Origin of the sequence: Paenibacillus urinalis (assembly GCF_028747985.1) — a bacterium.
In the GTDB taxonomy this organism is placed as follows: Bacteria; Bacillota; Bacilli; order Paenibacillales; family Paenibacillaceae; genus Paenibacillus; species Paenibacillus urinalis.
In genome coordinates, this window is record NZ_CP118108.1 from 4482906 (window position 1) to 4498954 (window position 16049).

General features: G+C 48.2%; 14 protein-coding genes. 3 read left to right on the forward strand and 11 right to left on the reverse strand.

From position 1 onward, the window contains the following. The first annotated feature begins 1 nt into the window (after position 1). Positions 2 to 811: a histidinol-phosphatase gene (locus PUW25_RS20700; protein WP_274337474.1), complete on the forward strand. Its 810-nt coding sequence runs from the start codon at positions 2 to 4 to the stop codon at positions 809 to 811. 209 nt (positions 812 to 1020) lie between these two features. Here PUW25_RS20700 and PUW25_RS20705 read toward each other — a convergent pair whose 3' ends face one another. From PUW25_RS20705 to PUW25_RS20740, 8 genes are all read right to left on the reverse strand, one after another. Next, on the reverse strand, positions 1021 to 1992 hold the full coding sequence (locus PUW25_RS20705; protein ID WP_274338445.1) for a DMT family transporter: 972 nt from the start codon (positions 1990 to 1992) through the stop codon (positions 1021 to 1023). Positions 1993 to 2008: 16 nt separating this feature from the next. Then, positions 2009 to 2566: a GNAT family N-acetyltransferase gene (locus PUW25_RS20710; protein WP_047913586.1), complete on the reverse strand. Its 558-nt coding sequence runs from the start codon at positions 2564 to 2566 to the stop codon at positions 2009 to 2011. A gap of 28 nt (positions 2567 to 2594) precedes the next feature. Then, positions 2595 to 3362 (reverse strand): metallophosphoesterase family protein, encoded by a 768-nt coding sequence (locus PUW25_RS20715; RefSeq protein ID WP_047913585.1) that lies wholly within the window; start codon positions 3360 to 3362, stop codon positions 2595 to 2597. Positions 3363 to 3416: 54 nt separating this feature from the next. Continuing rightward, positions 3417 to 4367 carry a metallophosphoesterase gene (locus PUW25_RS20720; protein ID WP_081872717.1) on the reverse strand — a complete coding sequence of 317 codons (951 nt, stop codon included), beginning with the start codon at positions 4365 to 4367 and terminating at the stop codon, positions 3417 to 3419. A gap of 27 nt (positions 4368 to 4394) precedes the next feature. Then, the gene (locus PUW25_RS20725) at positions 4395 to 5207 is read right to left on the reverse strand and encodes an AAC(3) family N-acetyltransferase (protein WP_047913584.1); all 813 of its coding nucleotides are present in this window, start codon (positions 5205 to 5207) and stop codon (positions 4395 to 4397) included. Positions 5208 to 5360: 153 nt separating this feature from the next. Next, entirely contained in the window at positions 5361 to 6134 is a 774-nt protein-coding gene (gene sdhB / locus PUW25_RS20730; RefSeq protein ID WP_047913583.1) for a succinate dehydrogenase iron-sulfur subunit, read from the reverse strand. Between the two features lie 42 nt (positions 6135 to 6176). Then, positions 6177 to 7922, reverse strand: coding sequence for a succinate dehydrogenase flavoprotein subunit (gene sdhA / locus PUW25_RS20735; protein WP_274337476.1), 1746 nt, complete (start codon positions 7920 to 7922; stop codon positions 6177 to 6179). A gap of 25 nt (positions 7923 to 7947) precedes the next feature. After that, positions 7948 to 8610 carry a succinate dehydrogenase cytochrome b558 subunit gene (locus tag PUW25_RS20740; RefSeq protein ID WP_047913581.1) on the reverse strand — a complete coding sequence of 221 codons (663 nt, stop codon included), beginning with the start codon at positions 8608 to 8610 and terminating at the stop codon, positions 7948 to 7950. 345 nt (positions 8611 to 8955) lie between these two features. On the opposite strand from PUW25_RS20740, the gene PUW25_RS20745 reads away from it, so the two are divergent. After that, positions 8956 to 9852, forward strand: coding sequence for a LysR family transcriptional regulator (locus tag PUW25_RS20745; RefSeq protein ID WP_047913580.1), 897 nt, complete (start codon positions 8956 to 8958; stop codon positions 9850 to 9852). Between the two features lie 14 nt (positions 9853 to 9866). Here the strand turns inward: PUW25_RS20745 and PUW25_RS20750 are convergent, their stop codons facing one another. Further along, the gene (locus PUW25_RS20750) at positions 9867 to 10532 is read right to left on the reverse strand and encodes a potassium channel family protein (protein WP_047913579.1); all 666 of its coding nucleotides are present in this window, start codon (positions 10530 to 10532) and stop codon (positions 9867 to 9869) included. Positions 10533 to 10555: 23 nt separating this feature from the next. Then, complete coding sequence (locus PUW25_RS20755; protein WP_274337477.1) at positions 10556 to 11902, reverse strand: TrkH family potassium uptake protein; 1347 nt, start codon at positions 11900 to 11902, stop codon at positions 10556 to 10558. 369 nt (positions 11903 to 12271) lie between these two features. On the opposite strand from PUW25_RS20755, the gene PUW25_RS20760 reads away from it, so the two are divergent. Beyond that, entirely contained in the window at positions 12272 to 13972 is a 1701-nt protein-coding gene (locus PUW25_RS20760) for a CPBP family intramembrane glutamic endopeptidase (RefSeq protein ID WP_205054921.1), read from the forward strand. Here the strand turns inward: PUW25_RS20760 and uvrC are convergent. Further along, a complete protein-coding gene (gene uvrC, locus PUW25_RS20765; protein WP_205054920.1) occupies positions 13941 to 15923 on the reverse strand; it encodes an excinuclease ABC subunit UvrC in 1983 nt (660 codons plus the stop codon). The two genes, PUW25_RS20760 and uvrC, sit on opposite strands and share 32 nt — an antisense overlap. Positions 15924 to 16049: the final 126 nt, after the last annotated feature.

Here is a 16049-nt window from a genome sequence, read left to right on the forward strand (position 1 = left end):
AATGAAATTTGATCTGCATACGCATCATTTCCGCTGCGGCCATGCCGACGGGAACATACGCGATTACGTGGAAGCTGGTATTTCCGCTGGACTTGCCGCCATCGGCATATCTGACCACACTCCCTATTTCGGCAGCGAAGAGGAACAACCCTTCCCGAAGATCGCGATGGCCAAAGCAGAGCTTCGTCATTATGTACAGGAAGTTCTGGACATTAAGAAAGAATATGAAGGAAAGATTGACGTCCTGCTCGGCATCGAATCTGACTTCTTTCCCGAAGTTGCGCAGATATATCATGAGACGCTCAGCAAATACCCTTTCGATTATATCATCGGTTCTGTACATAGCACCGGCGGTGTGAGCATCTTTAACAAAAATAGATGGAAGGGATTAGACGATCAGGCAAGCCTTCAGGTAAAAGAGGCTTACTATGACCTGATTCGGCAATCCGCAAGAAGCGGCATGTTTCAAATTCTTGGACATATCGATGCCATGAAGGGGAATTACCCTGCGTTTGCCGACATTCCTGCGAGCAAGGCTATAGATGAGACCCTGAAGGTCATTGCTGAGGAGAAGATCGCTATTGAGATCAATACTTCAGGGAAGACTAAACTATGCGGAGGCTGGTATCCTGCTGACGAAATTCTGGAGAGAGCCCATTATTACGGAGTATATGTTACGTTCGGATCAGATGCACATAAGCCGTCTCGTGTTGGAGATGAATGGGAGGAAGTCCGCACAAGGCTGATCGACATCGGGTTTACGGAATGGGTATATTACAAACAGAAGCAAATTCAGATTGTTCCTATATAATACCTGCTATAATAGCTGTCAGGCCGCAAACTGCGGTCTTTTTTGTGTAAAGGCAAAAAAAAAATGGACCCGCTTCTCTAATAAACGGGTCCCAACAGCATTGAATTTATATTATCAAAAAGGGGGTCATGTCAATAAGTTTACCCGCTCACTGTTAGAGTAAAGTTTCAGTAATATTTCATTTGTGTAACAAAGTACATTATTTTACATTACGACTGCTGAGCATCGGCTTTGGCTCTTGAAACCACCGTTTTAACCGTAACTGACCTATTTACAATCAGTATTCCGCTGACAACGAGAGAAAGTGAAATTCCAACCCAGCCGGACATCTGCTCTCCAAGCAGAATGGAAGATAATATGACGCCAAATACCGGAATCAGGAACAGATACATCGATACACGTCCGACATCATTATATTTCATAATGGTATTCCAGATTCCGAATCCTACAGCCGAGAGAACAGACAGATACAACAGATACATGAAATGCGTACCGTTAATCGCAAAAGGAGCTGCGCCGACCATCGGTACAGAGACGGCGATAAGCAGAATTCCTCCAAGCGCCATCTGTCTTCCCGTTAAGGATAACACAGGCTCATGCCTGCTCTCCTGCTTCGCCAGTACATTGCCTACACCGCCAAAAAAGGCTGAGCCCAGCAGCAACAATTCTCCCCAGCCAAAGGAGAGACTGAGGTCCCCTTTTCCAATGCCGACAGCAGCAATACCTAAGAATCCCAGCAGCAATCCGGTAATCTTCATTACCGTCAGTCGTTCTGCCGAATTCACGAAGCGTACAGAGAGCATCTGAAACAAGGAGGTAGATCCGACGATGATGGATCCCTGTATCCCTGTGCTGTAGCTGAGTCCTACATACAGCAGTAAATATTGAAGAAAGGTTTGAATGAGGGCTAGACGAGACAATCTGCCTTTGCCAAGCTTCTTACGCTGCTCCGTTTTTCCTCTTCCTCGGGTAACCAAATAATGAAATATAATAAGCAGCAGACCTGCCAGTGTAAACCGATAACCCGCAAACAACCACTGGGCACCGTAATCCGCTGCACCAATTCCCAAATCTTCATAGCCGATCTTTATAATCGGCATCGCACTTCCCCACAGCATGGTAGCGACAACTGCACTTACGACAATCCCTGCGGGGTGTCTAAACCATTGTTCGATTTTCATAGTGTACCTACTTTAATTATAATGTCTGTTCCTTCACATACACGAGCACATCCTGCCCATTTTTGGGAAACAGGGAAAAATGCTTATGTGTCCGCATATACTTCATTCCATTCTTGATGAGAACCTTCTGGGAGCGCTGATTATGTTCATGGCATTTGCCTTCAATTCGCTGAAGCCCCAGCTCCTCAAAGCCGAAACGGATCATTCGTCCGACAGCCTCCGTTCCATACCCCTGACCCCAATACCTGCGGTCAAACATGTACCCGATCTGTGCCTCCTTCTTATCTTCCTTCCATTGCTGGAATGAGATAACCCCGATCAGCTCGTCCTGTTCAAGGAGACGTATACCATAGTGAACCGATTCAAGTCTCGCGCCGGATATCCATATTTCTTTAAGCAAACGCCTGGCCCGAAGCTTAGTCGGCAAGTGTACACGATTTAAATACTTTATGACCTCCACATCATTCAAAAAGCGAAATATCGTCTCATCATCACTCGGCGTAAGGCCTCTGAAGAGCAAGCGCTCTGTCCTCAGCACCGGCAGTCCTCGTCCTAACGCATGCTTCGTGAACATGATCGTATGCTCCTATCATCCATTTTCTTTATTTTTTTATACCGCGATAAACACCCGTGCGGATTTCATTGATATAGAGATCCATATCCGGGGCACCTGAATTCAGTGCAATTTGAACTTCCTCCTCGATACGATAAGGCACACGAATAAACTGGATATTAAAAGCCGCATCAGACGGGGACGTCTTCTCTCCGAATGGCTCCATCGTAAGATCAGCTCCTTCGAGAATACAGTATGAAGCTTCCGGAATATCCAATGGGTTGCCTACGCTGCCCACATTAAATAACACTTTGCCGCTGATATGCTGAAGATAAACATTATGCACATCACCATAACCGACTACATCCGGCACTTCCTGCTCCAGCTCTTCAATGGATGCAGCAATCGGCGCGAACATACCGAGTCTCTCCTCTATGCTGTCCCATGGCTGGACACGATGATATACACTCACAGCCGAAGCATGTACTAGGCGAATGGAACGTCCGCTAAGTCTGAAATGGCAGCTGAAGGGCAAAGAGGATAAATAAGATAGACGCTCCTGACCAAGTCGATCCGCATGCCACTCAAAATGAAGCCCTTCCTGCCTTTTGGCCACAAGCTCATCCCAGTTCCCTCGCACAACCACTTCACAGTTCGCACGGACACTGTCTAAGCAGGCTTCCGGATTCGGTCCTTTGCCCACCAGATCACCAAGACAGAAGATACGCGTAATCCCGCGATGACGCATATCGGCCAGTACGGCTGTCCAGGCGGTCATATTTCCATGAATATCGGAAACTATAGCGATTCGTTCCATCGTATCATTTCCTTTCTATTATTGTTCGTCCCACTGCGATGATTCATGTGCAGATTACAAATGAATCATCGTCAGCTCGGGCTTGCATAGGAAGCGGATCGGCAGCTGAGTCATACCGACACCCCGATTTACGTAGACGGGCATGGATGCCCCTTCTTCTCCGGTGTAGTACAGCCCTTGAATATACTTGTGAGAGCCGCGCGGTGTGGTCAGAGCGCCGATAAAGGGAGCTCTCACCTGTCCTCCGTGACTATGTCCGGACAATTGCAGATCATAGGTGTATCCAGACGCAATGTCGGCGTAATCCGGCTCATGCATTAGTAGGAGTGTAAATATATCAGCTTCCAGGCCATCAAGTGCAGCTGCCGGATCAGGCACACCATTCAAGGCATCATCCAGGCCCGCGACGGCAATGACTTCCCCGTTTTTTTCGACCGTAACATGCTCATTAACTAGTAATGTGAAGCCCGCATCGTGATACAGCTTTGCCAGCTTCTTATACTCCCGTCCACGATAATCATGATTGCCGAGCACGGCATACTTGCCTAGTGGGGCCTGCATAGCTCGGAGCAGGGGGACACACTCTGCCATAGGTTCCGCCTTCGCTTCTACCATATCTCCAGTAAAACAAATGATATCCGGAGACTGCTCTCTGACCGCCTTCGCCAATCGCTCCATATCCGATTTATCCATGTGGAACCCCAGATGCATATCACTGAAATGGGCAATTCTCATCCCTTGAAAGCTCTCAGGAAGTCGGGGGAGCGTAAGGTTCACATGCTCCACTTCGAGATTCCGCGGCTCCCACAGCCACGCATACCCTCCCGTAAACAGACCGGCACCCGCGGTAAGTCCCAGCTTCATCATCTTCTTCAAGAAGCTTCTGCGGGAAGGATGATGCTGCTTGGGTTTGCCAGGGAAAATGGCCGGAACCGTCTCACTTCCATCCTTGGGACGTACAGGTTTATCTTCCGGATCCCTATTCGGGCGTGGTGTAAATTCCAAGCTTAATTTCCCCCTTCTAATGAAATACTATAGCTCCCTCTTTGTCCTGAGCCACTCCGCAGCATAATCAACTAATGCACGCTGCGGTGCCAGGAAGCAGGAGGCCTGCCTGATATGACCTCTGGCAAATATAGAGCTGTCCGCCAGCTCGTAATCATGTCCCAGCTTATCAAAATCATCGGAGCTGATATTATAATCACGATAGGTAATCCACTGCTTCCTGCCCTGCACAAGGACTGGAGCCTGCTGCTGGATTTCCTTCCTGCCTTTATATTCCGTCCGATACTCTGCCAAATGCAATGAAGTATTCCGATCATGTCCGCAGCCAATTAACAAGACATGCGCATCCGCGTCGTACAGCCGGGCAAGTGGTGATTCCTCTCCCAGCGGATAATCATAGGCATGCTTCTCTATAATATAGGGTGCAAGTCGTCCCCGCGCTGCAAAGGACACATGCGGATGCAGACTGCGTAGTGAAGCACCGCTCTGCCTGAATGCATCAACAATGGCACCCATTCCAGAAGTCTCTGTCATCTCCGGATCATATGCCGGCATTTCAGCACGAATAAGCTCCCACCACTTCGGGTCTGCAGGAGGGTTCATCCAAGTGGATGGATCCGTTAAATCCATTGACTGGGTCGGCATGACAAGTGTGCCTTCCGGGCCCAGCACATCCTGCAGAGCAAGGACTACAGAAGGTGCGCCCCCTGGAATCCACCCGCCGAAGCTCTTCAGGGAAGAATGCACAATCAGCGTCATTCCGGGTCTGAGCCCCAGCTGATAGAGCCCTTTACTAATTTCTGTCCGGGTCACGGGTCGGTCTATAATGGGTTCCGTCAAATGTATTGCACATCCCTTCTTCAGTTAGTTCCGATTATAACACACTCCGGGTATCTGTATGGAGCCAAGGCAGGCCTGGCTCTGCCCATAATAAAGAACTCCGTCTTCAGCTTCAAGACGGAGTTCTTGTGATTCATATTGCAAGGCGGGACATTATGCGCCCAGCCAGCGTTTAAACATATGCTTGGTCGTATCCTTGTTCATCTCTGCAATGGAAGTTGTAAGCGGAATGCCTTTTGGACAAGCTCTTACACAGTTCTGCGAGTTACCGCAGCCTTCAATTCCTCCATCTTCCATAAGCGATTCGAGTCTTTCTTCCTTGTTCATCTCACCTGTCGGATGAGCATTGAACAAGCGGACTTGTGAGATCGCTGCTGGACCGATAAAGTCTGTCTTGTCATTCACGTTAGGGCATGCTTCAAGGCAGACACCACAGGTCATGCACTTGGACAGCTCATAAGCCCACTGGCGCTTCTTCTCTGCCATCCGCGGACCAGGTCCCAGGTCATAGGTTCCATCGATCGGAATCCATGCTTTGACCCGTTTAAGTGCCTTAAACATGCGATCTCGATCAATAACCAGATCCCGTACGACCGGGAAGGTCTTCATCGGCTCAAGTCGGATCGGCTGCTCCAGCTGGTCCACGAGTGCAGCACAGGCTTGGCGCGGCTTCCCGTTAATAACCATCGAGCATGCACCGCAGACTTCCTCCAGGCAATTGGAGTCCCAGCATACCGGAGCAATCTGCTTGCCCGAAGTATTCACCGGGTTGCGCTGAATTTCCATGAGCGCACTGATAACGTTCATTCCGGGACGGTACGGAAGCTCAAATTCCTCAATATAGGAAGGAGAGTCCGGTTTATCCTGGCGGGTAATGACAAACTTCACACTTTTCACGGTTTGTTTATTTACAGCGGTTTCTGCCATGATGGTTCCTCCTTACTGTTTATAATTCATTCCTTACTACTCTTATTTGTCCTTGGAATAGTCACGGATACGCGGCGGAATCAGAGATACGTCAACAGGCTCATACGAAATTTCCGGTCCATCCGGCGTCCATTTTGCAAGACTCGTCTTCAGGAAGTTCTCATCATCACGATCCGGGAACTCCGGCTTGTAGTGCGCCCCGCGGCTCTCATTGCGAAGCAGTCCGCCCAGCGTCATCGCTTCAGCCAGCTCCAGCATGTTCCACAGCTGTCTTGTGAAGGATGCACTCGTATTGTTCCAGCTGGAGGTATCGTTCACGTTAATGTTCTTGTAACGCTCTTTTAATTCCTTAATTTTACCGATGGTCGCTTCTAGACGGTCATTGTAGCGGACAACCGTCATATTGTCCTTCATCCAATCGCCAAGTTCTTTATGAATAACATAGGCATTCTCTGTGCCTTGCATTTTGGTAATGCGGTCGTACTTATCGGTTTGCTGCTTCTGATATCTGTCGAACACAGAAGAGGATACATCCTGTGCTGATTTCTTAAGGCCTTTGATATATTCAACCGCCTTAGGACCTGCAACCATCCCTCCGTAGATCGCCGATACAAGAGAATTGGCGCCAAGTCGATTGGCCCCGTGGTATTGGTATTCACACTCTCCTGCAGCGAACAATCCCGGAATGTTAGTCATCTGTTTATAGTCGACCCACATGCCGCCCATAGAGTAGTGAACCGCAGGGAATATCTTCATCGGAATCTTGCGCGGATCGTCACCCATGAATTTTTCATAGATCTCGATAATACCGCCGAGCTTAACATCGAGCTCTTTCGGATCTTTGTGAGACAGATCAAGATATACCATATTTTCGCCATTCACACCGAGGTTCTGGTTAACACACACATCAAAAATTTCACGTGTGGCAATATCCCGCGGTACAAGGTTACCGTAAGCCGGGTATTTCTCTTCAAGGAAATACCAAGGCTTACCATCCTTATAAGTCCAGATGCGCCCGCCTTCACCCCGTGCCGATTCTGACATCAGTCTCAGCTTATCATCACCCGGAATCGCTGTCGGGTGAATCTGAATGAATTCTCCGTTCGCATAAGTCACACCTTGCTGATATACCGCACTTGCCGCTGTACCTGTATTAATAACCGAGTTCGTCGTCTTACCGAAGATAATGCCGGGACCGCCAGTTGCCAGAATCGTTGCATCCGCTGCGAATGTAGCGACTTCCATACTGCGCAGATCCTGAGCCACAATCCCGCGGCATATACCTTCATCGTCCACAACCGCCTGCAAAAACTCCCAGTGCTCATGCTTCGTAACGAGACCCGCTGTCTCCCAGCGGCGTACCTGCTCATCCAGAGCGTACAGCAGCTGCTGGCCTGTCGTCGCACCTGCAAACGCGGTACGGTGATGCTTAGTGCCTCCGAAACGACGGAAATCGAGCAGTCCTTCCGGCGTACGGTTAAACATAACGCCCATCCGGTCCATTAGATGAATGATGCCTGGTGCGGCTTCACACATCGCTTTAACTGGCGGCTGATTCGCCAGGAAGTCACCGCCATACACGGTATCGTCGAAGTGAACCCATGGAGAATCGCCCTCCCCCTTGGTGTTAACTGCGCCGTTAATACCGCCTTGGGCACATACGGAGTGAGATCTTTTGACAGGTACAATAGAAAATAGATGAACGTGGACCCCTGCTTCTGCAGCTTTGGTTGTTGCCATAAGTCCTGCAAGACCGCCGCCCACGACAATAATGTTGGATGTAGCCATTTCTAGTTCACTCTCCTCTTACAGCTTAGACTGTTACTTTCAACATTTCGATTACAGCAGATGCATCAAATTCCACAGAGCGGAAGGCAAAGATAGATGCAACAAACATAATAGAGCAGACTGCGAACAAGCTCATGCATACGTATGAGGATACTCGCTGTGCACGAGGGCCTCGCGTAATTCCCCAGCTAACAAGGAATGCCCACAAGCCGTTGGCAAAGTGATAAGAAGCTGCCACGACGCTAATCAGATAAATAATGAAATAGACTGGATTCGTTACAATACTGTGCATCAGCGCACCAAGCTCTTCATGGCTCACCTCGCCCAGGAATACCTGAACGCGCGTCTGATAGACGTGCCAGATCACGAATACGAAAGTAATGACGCCGGATATACGCTGAAACGTATATCTCCAGTTGCGCTCATTGTTGAACCTGCCAACGTTCGGCTGGGCCTGATACGCAATGTACAATCCGTAAACACCGTGATACAGCATAGGGACATAAATCACGAAGATTTCCATCAAAAGCAGCAGCGGAAGGCTGTTGATCAAATTTACTGCGGACTGAAACCTCTCCGGCCCGCCTTCAACAGCTGCAAAGTTCGAGAACATGTGCATAAGAAAAAACACACTCAGAGGGATGAGGCCTAGAAGCGAGTGAATCTTTCGGGCATAGTAACCTTTCATAAACTGACTTTCCCCTTTCCATGTACAGCGTTTTCATATTTGAATTTGGAAGATAAAATGAACAAAAGATCCTGCTCCCCGTCAAACGAAAGTATTCAGTATGGGAATGGCTCATGAAAAGTTCATGATGTCTCCGGTTCAAATTATCTGGATCACACAGTGACCTTCTAGTTCACTAAGGCTCGACAAATTTCTAGTTTTTGCTTAACTTGTGAACAACCTGTGTCGCTCTTATGTTACTCTTTTTTTTCTTATAAGGGAATTGCAATATAATTATTAAATGTTATAACTATAGGGTATAAGGTATATACGTTAATAAACGCTGACCAGGAGGATGAAGCATCTATGTATGAAGAAATGCAAGCATTTGCCGCTGTTGTTGAGCAATCCAGCCTGAACCAAGCCTCCAAGCTGTTAAACCTGTCACAGCCTGCTCTGTCCCGTAAGATCGCCAAATTGGAGGATGAACTAGGCGTTACCCTTTTCAATCGGGTTGGCAAGAGACTCGAGCTGACCTCTATCGGTAGACTTGCTTATGATTTTGCGATTGAACAGCAGCAGCAGCAGCTGAAATTTCTGCAAACGCTGGCTCAATTCAAGGACGATACGGACAGTGCTATTACGCTGGGTGCCAGCTTAACGACGCTGCAGACGACACTACCTCCGCTCATTACCGCATTTATGGACAACCATCCGCATGCGGAGATCAAGCTCGTTACAGGCAAGACTCATGAGATTGTATCCAGTGTGCGCGACAAGCAGGCTGATGTCGGCATCGTCGCTTCTTCTATTAACGAGCCTGGACTAAACTGTCTCCCTCTCTTCGACGACCATTTGGAGCTCGTTGTCGCCAGCACACATCCTCTGAGCGGACAAGCATCCAAAATGGATGATCTGCAAAAAATGCCGATGATCACCTTCTCCAAGGGTACCTGGTATCGCAAATTAACGGATGATCTGTTTCACAGATCAGGAGTTATGCCGGATATCCGGATGGAGATCGATTCCTTCGAAGCCATTGTACGTCTGCTTCCAACCTGCAAGCTTGCCGCTCTGCTCCCCAAATCCTATTTGAGGCCGCAGCTGCTCGCAGACAATGATTTGGTCACGGTTCATATTCCTGAGCTTCGACAAACAAGACGGACGACCTGCATGATCTATGGACAAAAAGAAGAGCTAAGCGCGACAGCCAAGCAGTGGATTCACGAAATACGTGAATTTTTCGCTGCGAAGCGCGGTTAGCTCAGGAAATATTGTTATTGGCTAATGACTTCTTCGTCAAAACGCTCAATGTTGTCATTGGTCCCTATAATAATCATGATATCTCCAGTATGCACATGATCGAGTGCGGTTGGTGCAATAATGATGCCCTCATTCTTCTGCAGGGCGACAATGCTGCAATTGTATCTGGCTCTTGAATTCAGCTCGGAGAGCGTTTTGCCATTCAGACATCTCGGAACCGTCATTTCTACAATGCTGTAGTTGTCGGACAGGTCAATGTAATCGAGCAGATTCGGCGTGACAAGCTGGTGCGCAACCCGTTTGCCCATGTCTCTCTCCGGATAGACAATCCGGTCTACGCCCAGCTTCTCCAGCGCCCTGCCGTGCAGGAGCGAGATCGCTTTAGCAATGACCTTCTTCACACCAAGCTCCTTGAGCAGGATGGCGGACAGAATACTCATCTGAATATCGTCGCCAATCGCCACGATACCGCAGTCAAAATTACGGATGCCCAGTGAACGAAGCGTATCCTCATCCGAAGCATCCGCGACGACCGCATGAGTCAGGAACTCGCTCATATCATTAACGATCTCCTCATTGCGGTCTATACCCAGGACTTCATAACCATTCTCTACGAGTTCCATTGCCAGGCTGGAACCGAAGCGGCCGAGCCCAACAACAACAAATTGCTGATTTTTCATAACGTTAGTCTCAAATCTCCTCTTTAACCAATAATAATCTTGCCTTCTGGATGTCTATACAGTTCCTTGCTCTTTCGATTAAGCGCATAAGCGAGTGTTATCGGTCCAAGACGACCTGCAAACATCGTTAGGCAGATCAGCAGCTTGCCAATGGTCGTCAGCTCAGGTGTAAGCCCCATGGACAGCCCTACTGTTGCGAATGCCGATGTGGTCTCAAACAAGATCATAAGAAAGCGGGCATCTTCCGTAGTGGATAGAATCATCGTTACACCCACCACCAGGAGCAGCGAAATCATTGTAATCGTCAGTGCCTTAATAATTCGTTCCTGAGCCAAACGGTAGCGGAATATGACGACATCATCCCGGCCTCGTACCATGGATAGCACGGCACCGACAAGAATGGCAAATGTCGTAGTCTTGATCCCGCCCCCAGTCGACCCCGGAGAAGCCCCGATAAACATCAGCAGGATAATAAAGAACTGGGTTGCCTGGCGTAAGCCCGCGATATCAAGCGAATTCGCGCCTGCCGTCCTCGATGTGACGGATTGAAAGAAGGAAGCTAGTACTTTTCCTCCGGCATCCAGTCCGCCCAAGGTCTTCGTATTGGTGAATTCTAAGACAAATACAACCATAGCACCGAAGACAATCAGGAAGCCTGTGATCGACAATACTACTTTTGAATGTAGTGACAGGGTCCGTTTTTTTCTTTTTCGAAGCTCCAGCACATCAGAGAGAACGACGAAGCCAAGACCCCCCGAAACAATCAATGCCATCGCGATGATGTTGATGAACGGGTCATCCACATACAGCGTCAGACTCCGATATTCACCAAAGATATCAAAGCCGGCGTTGTTAAACAACGATATTGCGTGGAATACGCCAAAATACACTGCCTTGCCTATGCTCATATCAAAAGACCATCTAAGTGCGAACAAGACAGCTCCTATTGCTTCAATCGTCAGGGAGTAGAATAATACTTTACGTACCAGCTTAACAATGCCCTCAATCGAACTCTGGTTGAACGCTTCCTGCAGGATCAGTCTTTCCCGCAACGAAATCCGCCGTCTGAATACGATGGCAATCAAGGTGGACATGGTCATAAATCCCAGACCGCCGATTTGGATAAGAAACAGAATGACGACCTGGCCAAATATAGAAAAGTCATATCCGGTGTCCAGAATGACAAGTCCGGTTACACATGTAGCAGATGTCGCTGTGAACAGCGCATCAACGAATCCTACACTTTGTCCGTTCGCACTTGAAACGGGCAGCATCAAGAGCAGGGTGCCGATTAGGATAATGCCGGCAAAGCCAAGCACCAAAATCTGTGGTGGATTCAATTTGAAAATACGGTGCTGCTCGTTAAGCACAGGTTCACCTCGTTTTATATTCCATTCATCAAAAAAAGAACCAAACAGCCCTTTAAAGTCCAGGCTCTATTGTATTGGTTCCCCTGTTTTCACTTTAGAATTCGGCTTATTGCTTCTCGTATGAAGTTCAACCACGATTATAAGACTTTCAGGAAAGAGAGACAAAATCAAAAACACCTTAATTTCACTAAAAAAGTGCAAAAATGAATATACTTCTTTAAAGTCAACATATTATGAAACATTATTGGACATTTTCAAGCCAGTAAACCGCTTTCTCAAGGATTTGCTCTATTCATTGGCTTTGAGACAGCGGCATATGCTATCTTTACTGTAAGCTGAACTATCTCAATTAAGAATGGAGGAATGACATTGAATCGACCAGGGCAGCCTTTAGTGCTCAAACCGAACTACAGCTTGCTCGGGGTGCTCGCGGCCATCGGCCTGATCTTGTTTTTTATTTTTCAGATATTGCCGGGAACGTCAATGCAGTCAACGGAGCAACAGACAGCGAAGGTAATCAGCAAAGAAGAAGCCTACCAAGCTGCCGTTCAATATGCCGAGAGTGAACTCGGACTAAACGATAAGATTTTATTTGAGGACGTATTAGTTACATATCAGACAAGTTCCGAATTATACGGCTATCTGGCGAATCAGAAGCTGCTTGAGCAGTATGACAAAGAGTATGAGGAACAATATCCGTATGACGTATACCGGGTAAGACTTCAAGACCAAGCTTCAGGAGGATATCTAAATGTAGATGTCCATATGAACAGTGCGAAGCCTGTATCCTATATCCGGCAATCACCGGATTCCGACTATTCAACCAATGAGCTGGTGCCTGAATCAGAAGGGAGAGCCGCACTGCTTCGGTTATCCGAAGGCGGAATCTCACTGGAGGATAAGGTAAGTCTTGCTGTCCCAGTTCTATCCGAATTGGGCTATGACGTAAATGCGCTGGAGCTGGAAACGACCGAATCCGAACCCGGGCTTGTCTATGCAGATCACAGCAAGGAGCTCGGAGATAGCACGCTGAAGCTTAATTTCACTTTTGAGAATGGCGATATTCGTTCATTTGATCCCGAGTTCTCTGTACCTGCCGATCACACAGCATATGTAGAGAAGGAAACGTCCAGAGCCAACCTCATGACGCTTGCAGGCTATGGTTTATTCACCTTGCTGCTTGGTGTCCTCGCTATCGTGTACAGTGTACTGACAAGAGCCTATACCTCATTTAAAAGAGGAATCTGGTTATCCATTCTGTATTTCCTGTTCTCCATGATCGGTACGATCAACTTGCTGCCGACTTTCCAGGCGGAAGGTTATTCTACCCTTATGCTTGTCATCTTGTTTGGGATCCAAGCGTTGTTTACGCTGGCCATGACCGCGCTTGTATACTTCTCTCTCGTCGCTGGAAACGGACTCTGGCGAAAGGACGGCTACAATCTATGGGGACGGGCCAAGGAGCCTGGATATGGCCGCTATGTGCTTCACAGCATGTATTCGGGTTACCTATGGGCATTTATACTGCTTGGATTGCAGTCCGTCATCTTCTTCGTGCTTGAAAAAGGGCTCGGCGTATGGTCTACAACAGATGCCAGCCAGTCCCCTTATAACATGGTCTATCCGTGGCTTATGCCTATCCTTGCCTGGATGGCTGGCATTGGGGAAGAAGCCGTTTACCGTTTGTTCGGTATTCGAATCTTCAAGAAGATGGTACGAAGTACCGTGCTGGCTGCAATGATTACGTCTCTCATCTGGGCGTTCGGTCATACGCTGTATCCGATCTACCCTGTCATCACAAGACCGATTGAACTCACGATTATCGGGCTTGTATTCAGCTTCATTATGATCAAACATGGCTTCATCACTTCTGTATTCAGCCATGTTATCTTTAACAGCATTCTGATGGGCATCAGCCTGTTCGCCATGCAGGATGCCATAAATGTGGCTGCCGGAGTGTTCTGGATGATCCTTCCTGCCATCGTGGGTTATGTCATCTACCGTTTCCATTCGGGAACAAAAAAAGAGGAGCCGATATTTACGGCTCCTCATCCTGAAGAGAGTCAATAATAGTTTGGGCGAGCTTATCGCCAATAGATAGAGGCCGGAAGTCTTCGACGCTGGCCTCTTTAATTTTGCGCAGAGATCCAAAATGCTTAAGCAGCAGCTTGCGCCGTTTCTCGCCAATACCCGGTATCGAATCCAGACGGGATACAACCATCGATTTGCCGCGCTGCTCACGGTGGAATGTGATAGCGAAGCGGTGAACCTCCTCCTGGATTCGCTGAAGCAGGTAGAACTCCTGACTGTCCCGCGGCAGCTGAATGACTTCGAACGTATCACCGATCATCAGCTGCGATGTTTTATGCTTCGCATCCTTAACGAGACCGCATACCGGAATATATAACCCGAGTTCATTGTGAAGGACATCCAGCGCTGAGGATATCTGACCACGACCGCCATCGACGATAATCAGATCGGGCTGGGTCAAATTCTCCTTCAGTACACGCTCATATCTGCGGCGGATGACTTCACGCATCGTTTCATAATCATCCGGGCCTTTAACGGATCGAATCTTGTATTTGCGATACTCTTTTTTCTCCGCCTTGCCGTCAATAAACACGACCATTGCAGATACCGGATTCGCTCCTTGAATATTGGAGTTATCGAAGGCCTCGATCCGACTGAGCGAGGAGAGTCCAAGCGCCTCACCCAAACGCTGCGCGGCTTTTGAAGTGCGTTCCTCTGTCCGCTCAATCAAACGGAATTTCTCATCGAGAGATACCTTCGCATTCTCTGTAGCCATTGAGACCATTTGGCGCTTCAATCCCCGCTTTGGAATAAGCACCTTGATATCCAGCCACTCTTGAAGCAGCCCTGCCGCACTGACGGGATCATCAATTCCGCTCGTCTCTTGATCTGCAGAGGCAGCCTCGTCAGGAATTGGAACCGTCTCCTCCTCCTGCTCGTTCTCCTCTAATTTATACGCTTGTGCCTGCTCATGCGCTTCGTCTGCTCCCTGAGCCTGCTGCAGCTTGCTCTCTTCCTCTGGCAGCAAGGGAAGAAGTATTTCCTTCGGCAAGGCCGGATTATCACTGTAATACTGGGTTACAAAAGATATAAAGTCCGCATACGCATCTCCGTAAAAAGGAAACGAGGTGGAATGACGCTCAATCATCTTGCCCTGGCGTATATAAAGAATCTGTACACTCATCCAGCCTTTATCTATCGCAAAGCCGAAGACATCCCGGTCCTTGGTATCGGCGGTCGTGATCTTCTGCTTCTCCATCAGGGCATCGATCGCAATGATCTGATCACGCAGCTCCTTAGCCCGTTCAAAATAAAGATCCTCTGCGGCCTCCTCCATTTTCTTCTGAAGATCCTTCTTAATCTCTTCGTGACCTCCACTCAGGAAGGAAGCAATCTCTGTGCTGATCCCTTCATAGGTCTCCTTGCCAATCTCTTTGACACAAGGCGCGAGACATTGTCCCATATGGTAGTACAAGCATACTTCCTTCGGCATAACTCCGCATTTACGCAGCGGATACATACGGTCAAGCAGCTTCTTCGTCTGATGTGCTGCATAGGAGTTCGGATATGGACCAAAATACTTTGCCTTGTCCTTCAGTACCCGGCGTGTGACTTCCAGCTTTGGATGCCGCTCATTCGTTATTTTTAAATATGGGAAGGTCTTGTCATCCTTAAGCAGTACATTGTAACGCGGCTGATGCTTCTTGATCAGATTGAGCTCCAGCAGAAGCGCCTCTTTGTTACTACCCGTGACGATGTATTCAAAATCCCGGATATCCGCAACAAGCCGCTGCGTCTTCCCGTTATGGCTTCCTGTAAAATAGGAGCGCACCCGATTCTTCAGCACCTTCGCTTTCCCGACATAGATGATCGTCCCTTGATCATTCTTCATCAGATAACAGCCAGGCAGATCGGGCAGGAGCGCCAGCTTGTGTCTGATCTGCTCCAGCGCCTTCTCCTGTTCTTGAATATGGCCAAGATGTGATTCCATCTTCCTTCGTTCCCCCTCCCTGTTAAACTGTACAATTAAATCTATATATAAACGATAAATGGAAGTCTTAAAAAGTAAAAAAATCTGTAAAAGGAAACAAATAACGAATGCATGTTCCCTATATTA